Below are 21,831 nucleotides of genomic sequence, written 5' to 3'. Positions count from 1 at the left end.
TACTACAATGTTAAAGCCATAAAATAAAAATTTAGCAGCACAAAGAAAAAGCTGCTCCATTTATGGTCAGCGACCTTATGGGCAGCAAATAATCGTCATTATTATGTTTTATCCGTAAAATATTCACGTATTTCTTGATGAAAATTATTATTCTTTTGTTGTAAATCATGAATTATCTGTAACACTTCCTCTGTTTCTTCATTATTTATATCTTTAATCCCTACTTCAGGCATCGTTTCGCTCACTGATTTTGGTTCATATGCATTGTCCCCCATGTTCCCAGTCTCTTTACTATTGGTTTGCATACTATCCATATTGATTAAATGAAGATAAAGCAAGAGAGAAACCGTACTGTTCTGTTTCATAGTAACGATTGTTTTACCGTCTACACTAGATATTACCGAGGGGCTATTTTCTAGATCTTCTTCAAGCATTTTTATAACTGAGTGCTCTAATAATTCTTTTATTTTATGATTCATTTACACTTCTCTCCCTTCTTTTAACCTGCAATATTAATTGAATTAATCGCAGCAATACCTTCTTGCTTTCCTTCAAAATAAACAAAGCCATCGACACGGATAGTTGAACCGAACGGAATGATTATTTGGAAATCCTGGAATGTTAATTGCTCGGTAGGGAGAATTTCATCTGCTTCGATAGGCTTTAAAAAGTAATGGGTAACTTGATCAAAATTCCCCATTTCAATTCGCTCCCATTCAAAATTATACATTTGCTGACTTTGGTTGGACGACTTATATTTTCCTGTAAACTTAAACTCCTCTTCTGTAGTGATTTTAAGAAGTATTCTCGGTGATGCCAAAGGGGTAGATGACAAATTATTCACATGAAAATCTCCAGTAACTTGGTGGGTTGAGTACTGTTCATAATCCAATACTACTGTTTGATTAAAATAACAGAATGCTGCACCTTCAAAGCTTGTGTTATTTAGATTATTTAACTTTTCTTTTATGTAATTCTGGGTTTGTCCTAATTCCGTTTCCAATTGTGCCAGCCTGGTTTTTAAATCTGAGTTAGAAGCCATAACGAAATCCTCCCTTTTATATCAATCAATAAAGTAGAAAATGATTTCTTTCTTTAAACATATGCTGCAAACTAGGAAAATATTATCTTTGAATAGTCAACTTACCTGAAGCGTATCGCTTACCGATGTCAATATATTCTCTTTCTACTTCCACTCTTCCAAAACACACGAAATCGAGCTATGAGTCTAGTTCAATTTTTCACTTTGTTGTGGGGGGATATTCTCTAGTATAACGGCGAAAGATATTTGTTCTTCCTTTTAAGAAGGTACTCAAAAATTCGGGTGAGAATGAAACATTGGAGAAAGAGGAAATTCTATTAAGAACGCCCACATCCAGTAGGCCACGTAGAAGTCAGAACATCCTTTGGACGCTCGGTACTCAATACATCTTCGCTTCGAACTTAGCCGCCCCCGGTCCTTTCCATCTCATTCTTGAATATACACTTTAAACAAGTTTGTAGAACATTGTTGGCTAAATCCTAATAAACGGCACTTTGCATATCATACGCAGTTTCTACTTCTACACGTTCTTCATCTCTACCCATTTTGGACGAGCGCAAATTCGTGCAATCAGGGACGAAAAATGGTTATCTGCATAAATAAATAGTAAGTAATATTGTTCGAGGGGTGAAATTCAAATGAAATTTAATAATAATTATAAGGTTACGTCTCGCTCTGCTCCAAAAAATACGAAGGCAATAGAGATATCTAATCATAAGGACGCCAACAAAAACACGATGTTAACAGGATCTAATACATCGACTGGTAACCAAGTTCAACATATTAAAATTCCATTTTCTACTTATATAAAAGTTGACGATTTCCTTCAACAGCCAATTTTCGTTCATACAGCCGAGCGTTCACTTAACTTCAAAGATCAAACTGGTATGAGCTCTGACTTTAAGACATTTCAACTCAATACTTCTAATTATTATCATGAGCAACCATATGGCAGGTTGGTTTTTTCTAACGTAGATGCAATGATGAATTTAAACAAAGAGTCTTCTAAAGTATCTAAGAAAAATAACAACTTCCAGCAAGAAATAACGAAACCTTTTAAACAAAACTCAAAATTACTAGAAGGGCACGACATTCTTAGTAATACATTTCCTTTTGCAAAGTTTCTTATTCCAGTCGTACTTGGGGAATATGATATTGATATCGTATTGGAGGAAGACACGCTGGTGGATAAAGGGATCGTCAAGATTTTGGACGCTTCAACAGAGGTTGTATTGACAAATTGTAAATTATTACCCACCAATTTCAATCATTCTTCAGATCAAGTGATACGGACAGCTTCAAATGGTATATTATTTGTTGAAGGATTTATTCAAGAATCTATAGAATATCTCCCTGCTATTAACTGGCAAAAGTTATCACCACGAGAATGGTTAAAAAATGTTTATTATCGAGTAGATCAAAAAATAATGGTACATTTAAAAATCCAATTGTTGCAATTAGTTCAATTTGAAAATTCCCATAGAATTTAAAATAATGAAAGTTCAACTAATAAAAATCCACGCTTGCCTCCTATTATTAGTCTAATCATAATTTTACTAATCGAATATCTTATTATTGTAAAGGTAATAGACTTTTAACAACAAAAATAGGAGGAATTTTTATTATGGTAGGCTTTGGTCATAGTTATATTACGAAAAATAATGTAAAGCAAGATACTAGCCCTAGTAAAGTAAATTGCGAAGTAAAATCTCGTACAGAGGTTCAACTTCCAGATACTCCCTCTACTCCCGTCGTTAACCCAGATTTAACTGATGCGTTTATTAAAGTACCGTTAGTTTTAGCTGAGACAACCCTTCAAGTCGTAGTAGAAGCTGACATACCGCTTGATCCGCCAGCATGTGAAATTAAAAGAGTACTAAAAGATGTTTTCTTAACACAATGTAAACTTGTTCCTGTTGGTCCATTTACAGAAATAAATGACTCAGGATTCTTCACTTCTGAAGGGGCTAAGTTATTCGTAGAAGGATATATTCGTAAAAACATCGAGTACGCACCTGCAGGCTGTAATAGCGCACTACGTACGTTAACTGCGAAGGTTCCGTTTTCTGGTTTTGCTGATTTAACTGGTGATCTTATGAATTTCCCAATTTTCGGTTTTGGAGATCAAAGAAGAGCACAATTTCTCGACCCTAAACATGGAGAATCTCCTCGTTTAGATAAATACTACTTCCAAAATAGCGTCATTTACAATGAACAGCCATACTGTGAACTTATTAGCGCGGAATTCTTTGAGCTTGACTTTTCTCCGCATTCATCTGACTCGCACAAAGGCAAACACTCTTATAACAATAGCTTTAGCAAATTACGTGAAAAAATCGTTACAGACCTTACTTTAAAAGTGTTACAAGTTCAACAAATTCCACTTACTATAAATGGTGGTGGAGCTGCTGCAAGTGATGACAAATGCTAGTAATTATTTAACACAAAAAGAATAATAGATAAGTCTTTTAATTATTGATGAAAACAAGTTGAGCTTATTATAGCTCAACTTGTTTTTATGTTTATAAATGAAACAAAAACCTATTATTTTAAAATCTTTTAGTAGTAATTCAGATATGAATAACCTCTTCAAATACCTTCATCACCTTATACGCTCCAGAAGAAACATTTGAACAAGCGACAAATGTAGTTTCATTTTTCGGATAATACGCCGAGTGAAAATTAACACCTGGGTCATAGCCCATGACGTGATACTTTATAATTCCTTCTAAATCTTTTTCTATCCATATCCCGTACCCATAATACGTACTACCTTCTTCATGCATAAATGGCGTAAGTAGCTTTTTCGTTAATGTTTCATTGAGCAACTCATGATGAAGCAATGCCTGCCAGCACTTACTCATATCCGGCGCTGTAATAAATGCTCCTCCATCTGAGCCTCCACGAATTGGTAAAGAATACAGATTCGTGCGCCACGAACCGTTCACCTCAACCATATAACCGATTGCAGTTCTTGCAGGAAGTGCATCAAAAGAAAAATAACCGGAATCTAACATGCCAGCTCTTTGAAAAATATGTTCTTCCACATAGTCGGTAAATTGCTTCCCACTAACTTTTTCAACTACAAGTCCCAGTAATATATAACCAGCGTTATTATAATGGAATCTTTCCCCTGGTTTCATTTTCATAGGTTTGTTTTGAAAAAGTGGCAAGAAATCGGCTAAGTGCCGTAATGTATACATCGGTGTCTCCTTCCACAATGCTTCAAAATCATCCATCACTTCCTCATCAAAGTAATCCGGAATGCCGGATATATGTGTCAGCAAATGATGGATTGTTATGGAATCATCCCAAAGTGGAAACACTGTATTGATTGTATCTTTCAATTTTGCTTCAAAGCTTAACTTACCAGATTGTACGAGTTGGCAAATTGCAACGGCTGTGAATAGTTTGCAGCCCGATGCAATACCATACCTCGTATTTTGGCGATTATCCAGTTCATCTGATCGATTGGCATAACCTGAACTAAGCTCAATGTTCATTCCATTATTATCATTGACAACAATGGTTCCTGAATAATTGCTTTTTGTTTGTACTTCCAAAAGTTTATGTTTCAATACGTCCTTCATAAAATAAAATCCTCTCTTTGTTTTTTAGACGAAAAGCCTAGGATTAAACAAAGAGGTTAAATAAATGAAATTTTATAAAAGTTCATACAATCGCCTCCAAAAATTAGATTACCATATTTACATTGATTTTTTCTATAAATTTTTCCAAAATATGAAACTTCTATTCTCTGTTCAACGTACGAACTATCAAGAACGAAGAAAAGAGGTATCAATTCATGTCAGAAGTAGCAATGGAATTAATTGATGTACGAAAGACTATTGGCAAGAAGGAAATTATTAAGGGTCTCTCCTTCACCATTGAGAAAGGAGAGGTATTTGGCTTTATCGGTCCAAATGGTGCGGGTAAAACGACAACCATTCGAATGATGGTTGGACTGATGAAGCTAACCGATGGTGACGTGCTTATCCAAGGGAATAGTATCAAAAGCAACTACAAGGAAGCAGTACGTGAGGTTGGAGCGATTGTTGAAAACCCGGAAATGTATCCATTTATGACCGGCGCACAAAACTTAGCCCATTATGCTCGAATGATACCAGGGATAACGAAAGAACGAATTAATGAAGTCGTTGCAATTGTTGGTCTGGAAAAGGCAATGAAAGAAAAAGTAGGTAGATATTCCTTAGGAATGCGCCAACGCTTAGGAATTGCGCAGGCACTTTTACATAATCCGTCCATCCTAATCTTGGATGAGCCAACCAATGGTCTTGATCCGGCTGGGATTCGAGAAATCCGCAGGTACATCCGTAAATTAGCAGAAGAAAAAAACGTGTCAGTCATTATTTCTAGTCACCTTTTATCCGAAATTGAATTGATGTGTGACCGTATTGGTATTATCCAAAATGGTGAGCTTGTAGCAATTCAACAGGTACATGATAATGTGGAAACAGATAATTTAATGCAGGTTGAAATGGAAGTATCACCACGTGACAAGGCAATTGAACTGTTAAAAGATCATCATAAAATTGATGCAACAGAAATGGGATCGAAGCTCCTCTTCCAGCTGGAAAAGGAAAACATTCCTACGTTGATTAAAACATTTGTAAAGCATGATATTTCTGTCTATCAAGTTGGCATTACAAAAGCATCACTAGAAGATAAATTCTTTGATTTGATTGGAGAGAATACGATTGAGTAATTTTTTTAAGCTTATTTCGAATGAACTAACGAAAATCTTTGTTGTGAAATCAACATGGATTATGTATATTCTCCTAGCTGTCATTATAATCGGTGTTGGTATTTTAAATAATACGGTTGGGGATATTGAAAAAAGTTATGAAGCAGACACGTGGCGAACAGAACTAGAGGAAGAAAATGCACGATTAACGCAAGAAATGGAAGATGAATCTTATTTAGAAAGCTATAATTCGATGGTAATCGAGGAAAACAATTACTACTTAGAAAACGACATTCAACCTTCAGGCTATGGTGCATGGCATTTTATTTTGGAAAACCAAATGCTCTTATCGCTTGTTAGTCTGTTAACGATCATTGTAGCAGCGGGAATTGTAGCAAATGAATTTAGATGGGGTACGATTAAACTGCTTCTTATCCGACCTATCTCACGAACCAAAATATTAATTTCCAAGTATGTATCCGTACTTCTATTCGCTTTATTTACATTGATATTTGTCTTAATTTTTTCTGGAATTGTAGGTGCCATTCTCTTTGGAGTTGAAGGAATGAATCCATATACGGTCCTAGAAAAAAGTGGCGGATTGGAATTCGTGTCTGTAATTGGTGAGATTATATCTGGATATGGTTACCAGATGATCATTTTAGTCATGATGGCAACCTTCGCATTCATGATTTCAAGTGTTTTCCGTAATAGTGCGCTCGCAATTGGACTCGCGATTTTCCTTATGTTCGTCGGCAATCAGATTGTCTTCTTTTTTGCTGAACGTTCATGGGCAAAATATATCCTTTTTGCGAACACAGACTTAAGTCAATATGCGGATGGGAATACACCATGGATTGAAGGCATGACATTAGGCTTTTCCATCACAATGCTTCTTATCTATTATATTGTATTTATGTTGCTAGCATGGATTTTCTTTACCAAGCGAGATGTCGCAGGGAACTAATCTTTCTAACTGTTAAACTTTTTAGTGGGTGTTTATGTGTGGGATGATGACCAAAGCCCTCTTTGGGCTCATCTCCCCCACTCCCTACTGATGTCTTACTATTTCGTTATCCATCTATCCGCATCGCCCTCTCAAACTTTTCCAATTATAAATTGTAACCTTATTCAAAAAATCATTGATATTAAGAATTGTTTCGAATATATTTAATATGTATGATTTTTCCTGTTAACTCCTTATTCACTTCATACATATCGAATTTTTCATGATTTTTTTACTTTTTTCTGATTTTACGAAACCTTTTTTATTGCTTCTTCGTATATAAAGTAAGGCAATCACAAGTAAGGGATGGATGCATATGATGCTTTTTGATACACCGATCGAAACGATTTATTTAATAACGTTAATTGTAGCAGGAATATTAACCATTCTTTACCTCTTATTTGGTGATATTCTAGAAGTCATTACAGAGGCTATAAGCTTTATTCATCCTGTTCTTATTTTATCTTTTACAACTTTTTTTTCTGCTTCAGGCTATATTCTCGAAGTGCTCACATCCTTTAACAGCCTGCTCATTATTGGAATCTCGATTGTACTTTCTTTCTTATTAACTACATTACTTAATGTATTTGTCCTTATCCCAATTTCTTCAGCGGAAGAATCACTCAGTTATACAGAGGATTCTTTAAAAGGAAGAGTTGGCAAAATTATCATTCCAATTCCAGAGGACGGATTTGGCGAGATCATTATCGATAGTAAGAGCGGGATGATTTCAAAACCTGCTGCCGCTTATGAGCATCAACCAATTGAAGCTGGTAAGCAAGTACTTGTTATTGAAATAGAAAACGGTGTTCTTTATGTTGTTCCTTATGAAACAGATTTAGATGCCAATTATTCTGTTTAATCTACTCATCCATTTGGATAAGTATTTTAATAAAATTTTAGCAAACTTGGCATTCGCCAAGCATTTAGGTGAATGCCTTAGTTGCACTTATGCAGACAAAGAAGTTTTATACTTTCTTATCTGCTAACTATTAAAGGAGGATAAATTATGTTAGAAAGTATTTCAGTAGGTATTTGGGTCGTAATTGCTATTGTTGTATTTTTATTAATTGCACTTATTGCTGTATTTATGACAAAGTACCGCACAGCAGGACCCGACGAAGCACTCATTGTAACTGGTAGTTATTTAGGTGGTAAGAATGTACATACAGATGAAGCTGGGAATAAAATTAAAATCATTCGCGGTGGTGGTACATTTGTATTACCAGTTTTCCAACAAGCTGAACCACTAAGCTTGCTATCTAGTAAACTGGAAGTATCAACTCCAGAAGTCTATACGGAGCAAGGTGTGCCCGTAATGGCCGATGGAACTGCAATTATTAAAATTGGTGGCTCCATTAACGAAATTGCAACAGCTGCCGAACAGTTTTTAGGAAAATCACGAGCAGACCGTGAGAATGAAGCTAAAGAAGTTCTTGAAGGACACCTTCGTTCCATTCTAGGTTCGATGACGGTCGAAGAAATTTACAAAAACCGGGATAAATTTTCCCAGGAAGTGCAGCGCGTTGCTTCTCAGGATTTAGCAAAAATGGGATTGAACATCGTATCCTTTACCATTAAAGATGTAAAAGATAAAAATGGTTACCTTGATTCACTAGGGAAACCTCGTATTGCGCAAGTTAAACGTGACGCTGATATTGCTACTGCAGAAGCGGATAAAGAAACACGAATCAAACGTGCAGAAGCAGCCAAAGATGCACAACGAGCTGAATTAGAACGTGCAACGGAAATCGCGGAAGCAGAAAAAGAGAATCAACTAAAAACAGCGGAGTACCGTCGCGAGCAGGATATTGCAAAAGCCCGAGCTGACCAAGCCTATGACTATGAAACAGCACGTGCCAAGCAGCAGGTTACCGAGCAAGAGATGCAAATCCAGATTATCGAGCGACAAAAGCAAATTGAGTTGGAAGAAAAAGAAATTCAACGTCGTGAACGTCAATATGATTCCGAAGTCAAGAAGAAGGCAGATGCTGATCGTTATGCAGTTGAGCAATCAGCTGTTGCCGAAAAGGCTAGACAAATTGCAGAGGCAGATGCGAATCAATATCGCATTGAATCACTAGCAAAAGCAGAAGCAGAACAAGTCCGTGTCGATGGTCTTGCAAAAGCTGACTCTCAACGTGCACAAGGGGAAGCAGAAGCAGAAATTATTCGCCTAAAAGGTATTGCAGAAGCGGAAGCGAAAGAAAAGATCGCTGAAGCATTCGAACAGTTTGGTCAAGCGGCAGTACTCGACATGGTTATGAAAATGCTTCCTGAGTATGCGAAGGAAGTTGCTAGCCCACTTGCAAACATCGATAAAATTACAGTTGTTGATACAGGAAGCAGCGGTACAGACGGTGGCGCGAACAAGGTTACTGGCTATGCAACAAACTTGATGTCAACTTTACAGGAATCACTGAAGGCTTCTTCTGGTATTGATGTGAAAGATTTACTAGAAAATATCACAGGAAAGAACAGTTTACCTGATGATATCGATTTTGATCGAATTCGTTATGAAAAGAAAAAAGAGAATGAATTAGCTGCAAGTGAAGCTGATCATTCGAATTAAATTGAAAGGAACGGTCTATTTTGCAGACCGTTCCTTCTTTATTAACTCTCTTCTCCATTTAAAATTAGCTTAAAATCAATCTTCGCTTTTAATGAATCCGATACAGAGCAATATTTTTCTTCACCAAGGTTAATTGCACGCCAAACCTTCTTGCTATCAATATCTCCATCGACAATAAATGTTACTTCAATTGCTGTAAAACCCTTTGGAGCTTCTTCTTTACGTGTTCCATCTGTAATAATTTCTATTTTAGTTATTTTTTCTAGGTGTGGTCTTAAAATCATTGTTACGTCGATGCCAATACACCCAGCTAACGAGCCGAGCAACATTTCCGTTGGTGTCGCCCCTTTTCCTAAACCACCATAGGCTTCTGTTGCATCCATATAGGTGGCATAACCAGAATCCCCAATTGATTCAAACGCTCGTCCACCTGTCCATGTTGTAGTTACTTTCATGATTTAAAACTTCCTTTCTTAATAAGTTAAACTCGTACCTGGACCAACCGGTATACCTAAAACATACCAAATCACAAAAAATATAGTCCAACAAATAAGAATCGTTATTGAATATGGCAGCATGAGCGAAATTACCGTCCCTACTCCATTTTGCTTGCCATAACGTTGTGCAAATGCAACAACGAGTGGGAAAAATGGCATAAGCGGAGATATGATATTTGTTGATGAGTCACCTACCCGATAGGCTACTTGTGTAACCTCAGGAGAAATTCCCATCTGCATAAACATTGGGACAAACACCGGAGCCATAATTGCCCATTTCGCTGAATCTGCAGCAATAAACAAGTTAATAAACGCTGTAATAAAAATCAATGCAACGAGTAGTGGACCCCCATCAAAATTAATCGCCTGTAAAAATGCAGCACCTTTTACCGCAATAATCGTTCCTAAGTTTGTGTAATTAAACAATGCTACAAACTGAGCCGCAAAGAAAATCAGTACAATAAATCCTGCCATCGTCTCTAAAGACCCTGTCATTAAATTCGCTACATCTTTATCGTTTTTCACCGACTTTGTAACAAATCCATAAACAACACCTGGGACTAGAAAAATAAGCATCATCAGAAAAATAATACTGCTCATGAATGGCGAAACAATTATGCTTCCCCCTTCGCCACGTAATGGCCCATTTTCCGGAATGACAAGCGCAGCAATCGCAACCACTGTAATAAGGATAGAAATATTCGCCCAGAATAATCCCTTTTTCTCGAGACTTGTTACTTCATTCTTATTTTCAAGAGCTTCACTAGGCGTATATTTCCCTAATTTCGGTTCGATAATCTTATCTGTAATAACCGTACCGATAATAACGATTAAAAATGTAGAAGCAGCCATAAAGAACCAATTATCTGTTGCATTTACGATATAACTAGCATCTAGTATCCGTGCACCTTCCGTTGAAATCCCACTTAGTAGCGGATCATTCGTACCTAACAGTAAATTGGCAGAATAACCACCCGATACGCCGGCAAATGCAGCAGAAAGTCCTGCTAATGGATGGCGCTTGAATCCTAAAAATATAATTGCTCCTAGTGGTACAAGTACGACATAACCTACAGAAGCGGCTACATTGGACATAACTCCCATAAATACAACGATTGGAGTGACAAGCTTCCTAGGTGCTTTCGTAACTGTATTTGTCATAACAGCACTAATATAACCACTTTTCTCAGCAACACCTACACCAAGCATGGCAACAAGTACAGGACCTAATGCCACAAACGAAGTAAAATTTGTGACAACACTAGAAAACATATAAGCAATGCCTTCGGGTACGAGCAGACTAACCGCCCCCACGTTTAGCGTTTCAATTTGCCCTGTTTCATTATTCACGCCTTCAAAGCTAACACTTACCCCAAACACATAAAGTACGTGAGATAACGCGATAACAATCAGGGTAAAGAGAATAAAAATCGTAACGGGATGTGGTAGCTTGTTCCCTTTTTCCTCAATAAAATTTAGTACTCGAATTGATTTCGATGTTTTCTGTTGACTCATGTTGTAACTCCTTCTTTAAAATCTTCCATACCTAGTATACAGATGTGACAAGTAATTTCTAGAATAATGCCTCGAAATCTGAACAGGAGTAATACAAAAAATTACGTCATCCCCCTTCTAGCATGTTTTGGGATGACGTAATTCATATTTACTTCATTTCTGTTGATATTTGCCAAGTAATTCCAAATTTATCTGTTACTTGTCCATAAGCTGGACTCCAGTCCGTTTCCTGCAACTCCATTATTATTTGTCCACCTTCTTGCAACTTCTCATACACATCTTTCGCTTCGTCAGCAGTACTTGGAATTAAAGCAATCGTTAATTGTGAGCCTAGCTGATAGGGTTGTCCTGGAAATATATCCGAAATCATTAATTCCGTATTTCCTAACGTTAATTTAGCATGCATAACGCGATCCTTTGCTTCAGCAGGGAGTTGAAATTCTGGACTTTCCGGCATTTCCCTATACGTATGTACACCAACCACATTAGCTCCTAGGGCATGTTTATAAAAATCAACGGCTTCTTTTCCCCTACCATCCAACATAATATACGGGTTAATTTGTAATCCCATTTCATCTACCTCATTTCATATTTTGATTTTATACTTTATTATTACCCTTAAATTATTTCCTAAATCTCATGCTGTATCTTCTTGTTAATTCAAGTATACCTCAATAATAGTCCAAGCATCTATTATACTCCAAATTCTCCTATAGAAACTTATTTACTATTTCGAATTCACAAGGAAATAATTGTATCGCTATGTATTAAATTTAAATGTGCAAAGTAATGGTGATTATGAGGTACACAAAGAAGGCTGCTATAAATTTCCGATCACAAACATTAAAGAACTAGGAAATCATTTGAATTCTGAAAGTGCTATTAAAGCAGCTGAAGCTGAGTACCCACATTTAAGCATCGATGAGTGTATACATTGTGCTAAACCGTGTCATACAAGGTAAATTTAGAAGCTAGCATTCATCGATTTAATAGAATGCTAGCTTTTTAAAGATGTTTTATACTATGAAATCACCCTTAGATTTACAATCAAACTTAACCGATTAAACTTGAATCCATTTTTTAAGCTTTTCATTTAATGAACCACATCACATCTACAGGCTCATTGACCAATTATCTACTGTACTTCCTGTAAATTAAAAGAAATAATCCGATCTGTGGTTGGGTTATAAACAACATTCCCTTGTACTTTCAACGTTTCCTGAGATGATTGTAAAACAAATTCAAATGTTTCTCTAACCAAAGAAGACGAGATCATTGTTTTTCCAATTGCATTATAGTCGGTGACATTATAATTTGGATAGGCTACTTCAGTAACTTCTAATAGATACTTCCCCCATTTCTCTTGTTCTAATTCAGGGGAAGGGATTATTTCTATATTGATTACTCCCACACTTGGGTTAACTCCTAGTGCTTCAAATGCTCTACGGTGTAAATTAATTCGATTCGCCGGATAACCCGCAACTTGATCGACTACCTTCACAATAATTTCTCTTCCATATGGAGCAGAAATATTTCTAATTTTAAGCGTTTGCCCACACGTATATGGAGAAGTTTCTCCAACAGCAGCTGTCATATACGCATTATCTGACCATGCCATCCCACACTTTGTTACTTGTCCCCCGTCTGTCCATGTAGCTTGACCTCTTACTGATTGCTGACGATCAAAATGATTAGAGTTTGTAGGATAAGCATGCTCATAATCATAAGTAGATTGCTGTCCATATGGCATGGTTTGATAAGGATTATGTTCGTAATAATCCCTATTCGGCCAGTAAGGATAATTCGGATTCATCTTTCTTTCCTCCCATCGTAATTATAAAACATAGTATTGCAAAATATTCTGAGTGACAGATTTTATGGTGTATTATAAAGTGTAAAACTTTCGCAAACTAAAAAAACCTTCCTGATATCATATGTATCAGGAAGGTTGACCTGTGACAGGCGCCCCGTATGATTCATTTATTTTTTCTAAGCTAACATACATTAATAAAAATACTTATCTCGATTCCTTTTTAGCCTTAACTTGCGAACTTGAAAATAAAAGATTGTAAGCACGCCAATTAAAAAGGCTAAGGAAAAATAGGTACTAGAAAGGAATCTTTCCATAATGGATGCTATGTTTGATTGATTAGTCGATGATTTGGAAGCTATTACAGGCTCGTCCTTGTTTACTTCATCTAACTGAAACGAATCGACTGCCTCACCGTCTTTATTGACCAATTTTAATATTCCATCTGCTTCCATTTTTTCTTCAAGCTTATCTTTCTGCGCATGTGTATAAACGAGTTCCTCAGGCGCGGCATATTCCTGCTCACCAACCGTAAAAATGGTGCCCTTTGGAATACTTGATGTCGTAAAGTTTTCAAATCCATAATCTAATAGTTTGATTGTATCATGATATGAATCTCCTACAACATCACTCTTTAAGGTGACAGTAATTAATTTTAACTCATCTCTTTCCGCAGTAGTTGCTAATGTAAATCCCGATTGAGCTACAAAGCCATTTTTCCCACCAGTAACTCCCTCGTATGGAATTTCCTCTTTGACTAATTTATGATGTGTTTGTATCGTTGTATCCCACGTTTTTCCATTCCAATCCAATTCCTTTGTACTAAAGATATCCATAAACACATCATTTTTCATCGCATACTGGGTTATTTTTGCTAAGTCCTCTGCTGTTGTGACATGATTTTCATCAAATAAACCATGTGGGTTTTCAAAGTTTGTCTCTTCCGTTCCAATTACTTCCGCTAGATATGTATTCATATCTTTTGAGAATGTCTTCACATCACCACTTAAATGCTCTGCAATTGCAACTCCAGCATCATTCCCAGAATTAATCAATAATCCCTGAATGAGTTTCTTTAACGTTACTTGTTCTCCTTTTTCTAGAAAGACAGTCGTACCATCTACCTTTCTAGCATTGCCACTTACTGTTACAATATCATCTAGTGTTCCGTTTTCAATTGCATATATTGCTGTAGCTATTTTTGTTAAACTAGCAGGATACATTGGGTCTTGCGCATGCTTTTCATATAAAACTTCCCCTGTCGATGCATCCATTACGATTGCAGAATCACTCTCTAACTGCAACGATCCTTCATCCGGATCAGCGTATGCTGTAGGAACGATTACTACATTCATCATGACAATTATCATAATCGTCCAAGCTATTTTTCTCATACGAACACTTCCCCATTATTTGTTTTTCTAGTTGTTGGTTTATCACATTGCGGAAAGATACGCTTAGAAAAACAAATCACGTCTTATTCTAAACTAAACGTATGGAAGAAGTGTGTAAATACATTTCTAAAATTGTAATTAACACGTAATATTGGGCTAATTTATTTGTTATGGTTCACAAATTTTAGAAAAAAGAAAAAACCCGTACACATTTCGCTATGCGAACGGCTTAACGCCAGAATTCCATTTTGTTAAACGCGGTCAATAAAGCATGTTAATACTTGGGCTTCTTCATCGCTTACTGGAACAAATAGATGTGGCTTAGATCCTTGGAAATACGCACTGTCCCCTTTTTCCATAAAATGCTTTTTGCCATCATAGAGCAAATAGATTGCTCCTTCCAGAATATAGATAAATTCATCCTGGGAATGTGTGTACGTTTTTTCCTGTCGTAAGTTTATATTCTTCGGGGTGACGTGTACAATCGTCGGTTCAACCCCACTATATTTAGATCTGTTTGCCAAAAGCTCATAAGAATACCCCATGTTCTCATCGCCAACTTTAGATTGCCGGTTAGACTTTTTCTGCAGTACAAGATCCTGTTCCGTTTCATCATCCAAAACCCAGGAAAGCTGTACGCCCAATGCATCGCTAATTTTGGATAAGGTTGCAATTGCTGATGCTGTTTGTCCATTTTCAATTTTTGATAAAAGACTTTTGGAAATTCCGCATTCATCAGCTATTTGTTGTTGGGTTTTTTTATTTCGTAATCGTATTTGCTTCACTTTTTTTCCTATGTTCTGAAGATCGATCGAACTCAGTCCTTCCACCTGAAATCATATGTATACATTTTTTTAATCATAGAATAGCCACGAGAACTAGTCAAGAAAAGAAATACCGTCACACAAGCAAAATCAAATTGCTGGTGTGACGGTACTGTAAGGATTACTGTGCATTAGCAAAGTAAGCTAATGAACGGCTCGGTAGTATTTTCCCTAGTTTACTTTGGATAAACAAACCAGCATCCTGAATTTTCTTTTCCTCGATCCCTGTTTCGATTCCCAATCCATGCAGAAGATATAGAACATCATTTGTAGCGACGTTCCCTGCCGCGCCTGGTGCATATGGGCAGCCGCCTAATCCACCAACAGTACTATCAAACCGATTGATCCCATAATGCATCGCTGTCATGATGTTTGCAATCGCCATCCCCCTCGTATCGTGAAAATGTAAAATCAGCTTTTCTTTTGGATAATGTTTCATCAAGACTTCAAGTAGCTGCTCTACCTGGGTAGGAACCGCTGTACCAATCGTATCACCAAGCGAAAGATCATCTACACCAGAAGCAAATAAATTTTCACAGACACGTAATACTTGATCAGGATTTATTTTCCCTTCATACGGGCAATCAAAAACGGTAGAAACATAGCCTGTAACCAGCTTTCCTGCTTGTTTCGCTTCACGAATGACTTTATCTAATACAGGATACGTAGCATCAATCGTCTTATTAATGTTCTTCTGGTTATGTGTTTCACTGGCCGACATAAATACAGAAGCAGCATCGATTCCTGCGTCCAATGCAAATTCTAACCCTTTCATATTTGGAACAAGTGCCGAGTACAGTACCCCCGGTTCTCGCTTGATTTGTTTCCCTACTTCACGTGCATCGGATAGGGCAGGAATCATTTTCGGATTAACAAAAGAAGTGAATTCAATTTCTTTTACACCTGACTCTGATAGCATATTAATCCATGCAATTTTGTCAGCAGTCGAAATCCATTTCTTTTCATTTTGTAATCCATCACGTGGTCCTACTTCTTTTAATTGGACGAAATTCGGTAAACGTTTCATTTCAACCCCTCCATTCAATCTAAGAAACAAATTCTAATATAGCGTGAAAAAACTATTTTTTTACAGGGGAATATAACCAATGTTTGAATACGCTTACAAATATATTCCCTTCTTTAACACCGCGTAACATCAACGCATATACTAATGTAGAAAACCGATCCTATTCCTATTATATTCAATAATGTTTATTTTGATTCAACTTTGTTGAATATAGTATATAATAAATATTCTAAAAATGTCAATTTGAAGAATCTGTTTAAACGTATACGAAAAAGCTGCAATCCGGTTTAGACTACAGCTTTCATTTATTTATCAACAATACTTTGCATTAGTTTCATTTTTATATTTGAAAAGGCCATCAAAGTTATAAACTTCGATGGCCTTTTATGATATGAAGTATTCAATATCATCGTCTATTTTCAGTCCGGTCACTCTCCCTCATTAGGGTTGGAAATAAGCCCCATAAATAAAATGGCATCTGTTTCATCATCTGTAATAGCGATGAAGAATGGTCGATTCACTTCCATATGAAACGGCTCATTAATTGGGGCAGATGTTGTTTCCATTTCAACAGAAGTTGCAGCAGCGGCTTCCGTCCCTTGTTCATTTACATCAATAAATGTTTTTTGTTTTACTTGACTAATCCAGAGAGGATCATCCGTTTCAATCATTTTCGAGAAATCAGCATTCTCCTCATCAAATGCAGTAGCCATTCCAAGTTGGCTCAACGTGTCATTTAATATTGCTTCATATTCTAATTGAAATTTTGGCAGTAGAATAGTTCCTTCTTTTTTCTGAAATTCCGATTTCCATGTTTCCCAGTTTTCATTTGTTAATTGATTTTGAAAATCTGATAGACTTGTGTTTTCTTTTGGAAGAAACACGTTCATGCTCATCGGCTCATCATCACCATAAGGCAGAGAAATTGCTTGAAATTCTTCATTTTCCATATAAGCTAGATTCTCTTTTAATGACATAAGCGGAACATCTTTTGTGGAACCATCTGCCAAATGAAACGGTCGATTTTCAGTTTGCTGTTCATCAAATTCATACGTCCAATTCCCATTAAAGTAGATCGCATTAATGAGAACCGCAACTAAATTCGGATCTAATGGTGCTTCTACGATATCCTCAATCTTATCATTCGTTGCTTCCTTTACCCAATTGTTAATTTTCTCAAGGCTCTCTGCAGCGTTTACATCCATTTCTTCTATCTCAGCATTAAAATAATCGCTATTATTTTCTGTAAACAAATCCTGAAATTGGAATTCATCGTTCAACCAAATTGAATTTGCAATATTGAGCTCAACTTGATCGGAATGCTTGTGGAGCATCGACATCAAGGAAGCATTTGCTTGATTTAGAGCTTCCGCATTAATTCCTTCCGTCTGCAAGGCATCCGCAATTTCCTCTTTCGTCTCACCTTCCGCACCATTGTATACCATGGATAACGCCATGAAAAGACTCGTTGGTGAAACGAATAGATTTCCATCTCCATCTGGCTCTACTTCTCCTAATAGGTTAAATCCCAATTCGTTGTTAAGAGGAACAATTTGTTCATAATCCGTTTCTCCAAACTCTACATCACCGGACATATCCACACCATTTGTTGTACCACAACCAATAACTGCCACCATTATACCGAATAACAATAATGGGTATAGAACTATCTTTTTCATCCTACTCACCGTCCTTTACTAATTAGTCTGTTGTAAATGGAAAATGTTACAGAATATTTGACGAAAATATTTATTTTTTTAGACGGTGAGTGTAAAAAATGAGCTTGTTAAGGGTTCAGAGTAAAATATGAAAGTCACTTTAATCTTCTACAGTAAATGTAAAAATTGTTTTTCTATCATATGTTTCTCCCATTTGAAGAATAGCATTTGGAAATCTTTCATGATGCAATGAGGCAGGAGATGTTTGTGTTTCAAAACAGACACCAAGATATTGCTTTGCTATGCTTCCTTCAAACTGAAGCCCATTCCGTAAAGTATTCGATGTATACATTACAACACCAGGCTCATTGGTCTTTATTGATAATACACGACCAGAATCAAAATCCTTCATAACAACTTGGTGATCTAACTTATGATTAAAAATAAAGTAATGATCATATCCATTATTTGCAACTTGGTTTTGTCGGTTCGTACTATTCAATCCTTGTCCTAATTCGCGTCCCTTTCGGAAATCGAAGGACGTCCCTTCAACATGTTGCAGCATTCCAGTTGGCAGCAATGTGTCGTCTAATTCAGCAAAACGATTACTATCTAAAACAACGTAATGGTTATGAATTGTCTGTTTGAGATTCCCACTCAAGTTAAAATATGAATGATTGGTTAGTGCGAGTGGTGTCTTTTGATCCGTTTCTGCATGATAATGAATCGTAAATTGATTAGCGTTATTTAAACTGTATGTAACTTGCATTCGTACATTACCAGGAAATCCACTTTCTCCATCAACACTTTGATAATACAAATGTACACCAATGCAATCATTATCATGAAAAGGTTTTGCTTCCCAGATTACTTGGTGTAATCCAATTGCCCCACCATGGAGACATGCATTTCCATTATTTGCAGCAAGCCTATACGTCTTTCCGTCTAATTGAAACGAAGCTCCTTTAATTCTTCCAGCAACCCTGCCGATTACAGCTCCCAAAAACATTGAATCGGCTGCATAATCCAGATAATTTTCATAGCCAAGGACAACATTTTCAAAAATTCCATTTTTATCAGGGACCCGAATCTTCGTGATAATACAACCATAATTTATAAATTCTACTGTCATCCCATTGTCATTGGTCAATGTGAATTGTTTCCACACCTGATTTCTATTCACATTGATATTGCTAACATCTAGCTTCATCTTTTTCTCCGATCTTCATTTTAGGGAGTGTTTGTTTGGATAAAAGTACTTCATATTGTTTTCGAAAAGCATAGTAAGCTCTTTTAAAACATTCACTCTCCTTTAATGAATTTAATCATTTAATATGGTTTTATCTCGTTCATTACCAACATGACCCTTTGAAATATCCGCTCTAATTCTTGGCATGAACTTCTCATAGTTTAATAAAGTCACTGTTATAAACATTAAAACAATCATCACTAATGGAAAATAAATAAACATTGTTTTAATCGCAAAGATTGCACCTTCAGGCTGAACAGAAGCATTTGCAACATAGCCACCAAATTGAAGAGCCCACCCTACCAATGCAGCTGTTAAGCCTTGTCCAATTTTCATACCAGCACTTGTTAAGCTAAATACCGACCCTTGTACCGGAACTCCTGATTTCCAATAAACAATATCACCAACATCTGCAACGATAGCACTTAATCCAGCCTGTAATAGAACTAGGCCTAATGCGTTAATTACAGTTGCCACTACTAGACCAGTTAGATTTTCCGAGAAAAATATCATGAGACCAGTACCAAATACAGAAACCAATAATCCAGCATTTACACTTTTTCTAAGTCCATATGCTCCAACAATTTGCGGAGCAAAAAATAGACCGATAATTAAAGGTAGTAAAGATGCTGTACTCAAGATTCCCATTACATTTGGATTGTCAAAAACGTAGGTAGCATAATAGATTCTTGCTCCTGTTTCCGTTTGTCTTAAATACCATAATAAATATAAAACAATCGCTAAAATGAAGTATTTATTGGTAAACAAAACCTTTAGTGTAGGTATAAAAGAAGTCTTTTGTTCTTTATTTTTCCTCTTAGCAACATTTCGCTCCTTGACAAACCATCCGGTAATCATTAATGGAACTGCACATAACACAGCAAAGATTGCTGCAGTCCAAGTCCAACCCTGTTGCCCATCACCAAACGCACCAACTAAAACAGTTGTAAATGCACTAATAGACAGTACGGCAATATTTGCAAAAATAAATCGGATGCTTCCTAATGAAACACGATCTTTTTCATCAGTGGTCATAAACGATGTAAGTGATGAATAAGCAACATTATTTGCAGTATAGAAAATAACAGAGATTAAAAAGTAGATGACAAACACATAAGTAATTTTCCCTGTATCGCCAAATCCTCCTGGAACATTAAATAACATGAAGGTTAATAGTCCTAGCACTGGAGCCGTCATGAAAACCCATGGCTTTGCTTTTCCCCATCTTGAATTGGTATTATCGATAACCGTACCCATAAATATATCGCTGAACCCATCAAATATACGACAAACTAAAATAATAGTTCCTATAATCCCTGCACTAATTCCTACAGTATCAGTCATATAAATCGTAATAAAAGACGCTATAAACGTCCAACTAAAGTTAGCACCAAAATCTCCTAATCCAAACGTTAGCTTTTCAATCATTTTAAGCTTTGGTGTCTTTCCAGAACTTGCTTCTTCTATATCTTGTACATCCTGTTTGAAGTTTTCCATTTTAAACCCACCCGTCTATAAACCGCTTTCAAAAACATTGAAAATGGTTACAAAATAGTAGCCAACAACTTTATTATATTTCATTTGCTAGTTTTATTAATCATTATTCTTTTAAATAGATGGGGATTATCCAACAAAGCTGGCTAATCCCCTATCAGTTGTATTACGACCCTTCAAATGTTGTTAATAGGTATTGGTTAATCGTAGCTTTAATTCTTTCTAGTTTACCAGACTCATTCTTGATTTCTGTTAAGCCTAATGCATGTTCTTCTAGTTTCTGAAGATTGGTGTTCCCTTCCACAATGTCTTGTCCAATACCTTCCTTGTATGATTGATAGCGATCATCCGTGATCGTTTCAAGTACCCGATCATCAATTAAACGTTGCGCCACTTTTAGTCCTACTGCAAAGCTGTCCATTCCAGCAATATGAGCATGGAATAAATCTTCAGCGGTAAACGAACCACGGCGTACTTTCGCATCAAAGTTCAATCCCCCACGACCTAGTCCACCATTTTTCAAGATTTCATACATTGCTAAAACTGTGGTGTAAAGGTCCGTTGGGAATTCATCGGTATCCCATCCCAGTAATGGATGGCCTTGGTTTGCATCGACTGACCCTAACATATTATGGATTCGGGCATAATGTAATTCATGTTCAAATGTATGACCTGCTAACGTGGCATGGTTTGCTTCAATATTAAACTTGAACACATTTTCCAACCCATAATGTTGTAAAAAGGCATAGCCGCTCGCTACATCAAAATCATATTGATGAGAAGTTGGCTCTTTTGGCTTTGGTTCAATTAAGAATTGAGCGTCAAAGCCGATCTCTTTTGCATAATCGTTTGCCATATGGAAGAGTCGTCCTAAGTTATCCATTTCCAATTTCATATCTGTATTGAGAAGTGTTTCATAGCCTTCACGACCACCCCAAAACACATAGTTTTCTGCCCCGAGCTCTTTTCCTACTTCCAATCCTTTTTTCACTTTGGCTGCTGCATAGGCAAAAACATCAGCGTTACTGGATGAACCGG

The 21,831-nt window shown here is 36.6% G+C and carries 20 protein-coding genes; 6 read left to right on the top strand and 14 right to left on the bottom strand.

The features are described from left to right. Positions 1-101: 101 nt before the first annotated feature. Together F1560_RS06160 and F1560_RS06155 are read right to left on the bottom strand one after the other, a co-directional pair. Positions 102-479, bottom strand: a complete 378-nt coding sequence (locus tag F1560_RS06160) for a hypothetical protein (protein ID WP_149473763.1) — start codon at positions 477-479, stop codon at positions 102-104. A 20-nt stretch (positions 480-499) separates the two neighbouring features. Then, positions 500-1,042 (bottom strand): hypothetical protein, encoded by a 543-nt coding sequence (locus tag F1560_RS06155; RefSeq protein ID WP_149473762.1) that lies wholly within the window; start codon positions 1,040-1,042, stop codon positions 500-502. 638 nt (positions 1,043-1,680) lie between these two features. On the opposite strand from F1560_RS06155, the gene F1560_RS06150 reads away from it, so the two are divergent. Further along, a complete protein-coding gene (locus F1560_RS06150; protein WP_149473761.1) occupies positions 1,681-2,532 on the top strand; it encodes a BC_2427 family protein in 852 nt (283 codons plus the stop codon). A 74-nt stretch (positions 2,533-2,606) separates the two neighbouring features. Then, a complete protein-coding gene (locus tag F1560_RS06145) occupies positions 2,607-3,473 on the top strand; it encodes a CsxC family protein (RefSeq protein WP_477529366.1) in 867 nt (288 codons plus the stop codon). A gap of 139 nt (positions 3,474-3,612) precedes the next feature. On the opposite strand, the gene F1560_RS06140 is transcribed toward F1560_RS06145, so the two are convergent. Beyond that, entirely contained in the window at positions 3,613-4,632 is a 1,020-nt protein-coding gene (locus F1560_RS06140) for a serine hydrolase domain-containing protein (protein ID WP_149473760.1), read from the bottom strand. 215 nt (positions 4,633-4,847) lie between these two features. On the opposite strand from F1560_RS06140, the gene F1560_RS06135 reads away from it, so the two are divergent. The 4 genes from F1560_RS06135 (at position 4,848) to F1560_RS06120 (ending at position 9,325) form a co-directional block, all read left to right on the top strand. Continuing rightward, positions 4,848-5,768, top strand: coding sequence for an ABC transporter ATP-binding protein (locus F1560_RS06135; protein ID WP_149473759.1), 921 nt, complete (start codon positions 4,848-4,850; stop codon positions 5,766-5,768). Further along, positions 5,761-6,714: an ABC transporter permease gene (locus tag F1560_RS06130; RefSeq protein WP_149473758.1), complete on the top strand. Its 954-nt coding sequence runs from the start codon at positions 5,761-5,763 to the stop codon at positions 6,712-6,714. The genes F1560_RS06135 and F1560_RS06130 overlap by 8 nt, the downstream gene beginning before the upstream one ends. Before the next feature lie 355 nt (positions 6,715-7,069). Beyond that, on the top strand, positions 7,070-7,615 hold the full coding sequence (locus tag F1560_RS06125) for an NfeD family protein (protein ID WP_149473757.1): 546 nt from the start codon (positions 7,070-7,072) through the stop codon (positions 7,613-7,615). Positions 7,616-7,762: 147 nt separating this feature from the next. Further along, positions 7,763-9,325 carry a flotillin lipid rafts scaffold protein FloT gene (locus F1560_RS06120; protein WP_149473756.1) on the top strand — a complete coding sequence of 521 codons (1,563 nt, stop codon included), beginning with the start codon at positions 7,763-7,765 and terminating at the stop codon, positions 9,323-9,325. Positions 9,326-9,366: 41 nt separating this feature from the next. On the opposite strand, the gene F1560_RS06115 is transcribed toward F1560_RS06120, so the two are convergent. From F1560_RS06115 to F1560_RS06060, 11 genes are all read right to left on the bottom strand, one after another. After that, a complete protein-coding gene (locus tag F1560_RS06115) occupies positions 9,367-9,780 on the bottom strand; it encodes an OsmC family protein (RefSeq protein WP_149473755.1) in 414 nt (137 codons plus the stop codon). Between the two features lie 18 nt (positions 9,781-9,798). Then, positions 9,799-11,337, bottom strand: coding sequence for an AbgT family transporter (locus F1560_RS06110; protein WP_149473754.1), 1,539 nt, complete (start codon positions 11,335-11,337; stop codon positions 9,799-9,801). A 148-nt stretch (positions 11,338-11,485) separates the two neighbouring features. Then, positions 11,486-11,908: a VOC family protein gene (locus F1560_RS06105; protein ID WP_149473753.1), complete on the bottom strand. Its 423-nt coding sequence runs from the start codon at positions 11,906-11,908 to the stop codon at positions 11,486-11,488. A 564-nt stretch (positions 11,909-12,472) separates the two neighbouring features. Further along, the gene (locus F1560_RS06095) at positions 12,473-13,150 is read right to left on the bottom strand and encodes a DUF3889 domain-containing protein (RefSeq protein ID WP_149473751.1); all 678 of its coding nucleotides are present in this window, start codon (positions 13,148-13,150) and stop codon (positions 12,473-12,475) included. 191 nt (positions 13,151-13,341) lie between these two features. Continuing rightward, positions 13,342-14,541 (bottom strand): D-alanyl-D-alanine carboxypeptidase family protein, encoded by a 1,200-nt coding sequence (locus F1560_RS06090; RefSeq protein ID WP_149473750.1) that lies wholly within the window; start codon positions 14,539-14,541, stop codon positions 13,342-13,344. Positions 14,542-14,792: 251 nt separating this feature from the next. Beyond that, positions 14,793-15,326: a helix-turn-helix domain-containing protein gene (locus F1560_RS06085; RefSeq protein WP_246811911.1), complete on the bottom strand. Its 534-nt coding sequence runs from the start codon at positions 15,324-15,326 to the stop codon at positions 14,793-14,795. 160 nt (positions 15,327-15,486) lie between these two features. Beyond that, positions 15,487-16,392 carry a hydroxymethylglutaryl-CoA lyase gene (locus F1560_RS06080; protein WP_149473749.1) on the bottom strand — a complete coding sequence of 302 codons (906 nt, stop codon included), beginning with the start codon at positions 16,390-16,392 and terminating at the stop codon, positions 15,487-15,489. Between the two features lie 428 nt (positions 16,393-16,820). After that, complete coding sequence (locus F1560_RS06075) at positions 16,821-18,071, bottom strand: serpin family protein (RefSeq protein WP_245347728.1); 1,251 nt, start codon at positions 18,069-18,071, stop codon at positions 16,821-16,823. A 139-nt stretch (positions 18,072-18,210) separates the two neighbouring features. Next, complete coding sequence (locus F1560_RS06070) at positions 18,211-19,260, bottom strand: aldose epimerase family protein (protein WP_149473748.1); 1,050 nt, start codon at positions 19,258-19,260, stop codon at positions 18,211-18,213. Between the two features lie 111 nt (positions 19,261-19,371). After that, on the bottom strand, positions 19,372-20,796 hold the full coding sequence (locus F1560_RS06065) for an MFS transporter (protein ID WP_149473747.1): 1,425 nt from the start codon (positions 20,794-20,796) through the stop codon (positions 19,372-19,374). 163 nt (positions 20,797-20,959) lie between these two features. Further along, positions 20,960-21,831, bottom strand: an 872-nt coding sequence (locus tag F1560_RS06060) for an apurinic/apyrimidinic endonuclease family protein (protein ID WP_149473746.1), incomplete at its 5' end; no start/stop codon positions are given.

The sequence above is a fragment of the Oceanobacillus polygoni genome, from assembly GCF_008304605.1.
GTDB lineage: Bacteria > Bacillota > Bacilli > Bacillales > Amphibacillaceae > Oceanobacillus > Oceanobacillus polygoni.
Note: the sequence above shows the minus strand (reverse complement) of the source record. Positions and strands in the feature narration are given on the sequence as shown.

Excerpts from the sequence above, each read along its gene's own strand:
- F1560_RS06065 (WP_149473747.1), bottom strand. The coding sequence starts at position 20,796 with ATGGAAAACTTCAAACAGGATGTACAAGATATAGAAGAAGCAAGTTCT.
- F1560_RS06095 (WP_149473751.1), bottom strand. The coding sequence starts at position 13,150 with ATGAATCCGAATTATCCTTACTGGCCGAATAGGGATTATTACGAACAT.
- F1560_RS06080 (WP_149473749.1), bottom strand. The coding sequence starts at position 16,392 with ATGAAACGTTTACCGAATTTCGTCCAATTAAAAGAAGTAGGACCACGT.
- F1560_RS06140 (WP_149473760.1), bottom strand. The coding sequence starts at position 4,632 with ATGAAGGACGTATTGAAACATAAACTTTTGGAAGTACAAACAAAAAGC.
- F1560_RS06070 (WP_149473748.1), bottom strand. The coding sequence starts at position 19,260 with ATGAAGCTAGATGTTAGCAATATCAATGTGAATAGAAATCAGGTGTGG.
- F1560_RS06160 (WP_149473763.1), bottom strand. The coding sequence starts at position 479 with ATGAATCATAAAATAAAAGAATTATTAGAGCACTCAGTTATAAAAATG.
- F1560_RS06135 (WP_149473759.1), top strand. The coding sequence starts at position 4,848 with ATGTCAGAAGTAGCAATGGAATTAATTGATGTACGAAAGACTATTGGC.
- F1560_RS06120 (WP_149473756.1), top strand. The coding sequence starts at position 7,763 with ATGTTAGAAAGTATTTCAGTAGGTATTTGGGTCGTAATTGCTATTGTT.
- F1560_RS06090 (WP_149473750.1), bottom strand. The coding sequence starts at position 14,541 with ATGAGAAAAATAGCTTGGACGATTATGATAATTGTCATGATGAATGTA.
- F1560_RS06110 (WP_149473754.1), bottom strand. The coding sequence starts at position 11,337 with ATGAGTCAACAGAAAACATCGAAATCAATTCGAGTACTAAATTTTATT.
- F1560_RS06115 (WP_149473755.1), bottom strand. The coding sequence starts at position 9,780 with ATGAAAGTAACTACAACATGGACAGGTGGACGAGCGTTTGAATCAATT.
- F1560_RS06150 (WP_149473761.1), top strand. The coding sequence starts at position 1,681 with ATGAAATTTAATAATAATTATAAGGTTACGTCTCGCTCTGCTCCAAAA.
- F1560_RS06105 (WP_149473753.1), bottom strand. The coding sequence starts at position 11,908 with ATGGGATTACAAATTAACCCGTATATTATGTTGGATGGTAGGGGAAAA.
- F1560_RS06155 (WP_149473762.1), bottom strand. The coding sequence starts at position 1,042 with ATGGCTTCTAACTCAGATTTAAAAACCAGGCTGGCACAATTGGAAACG.
- F1560_RS06075 (WP_245347728.1), bottom strand. The coding sequence starts at position 18,071 with ATGAAAAAGATAGTTCTATACCCATTATTGTTATTCGGTATAATGGTG.
- F1560_RS06125 (WP_149473757.1), top strand. The coding sequence starts at position 7,070 with ATGATGCTTTTTGATACACCGATCGAAACGATTTATTTAATAACGTTA.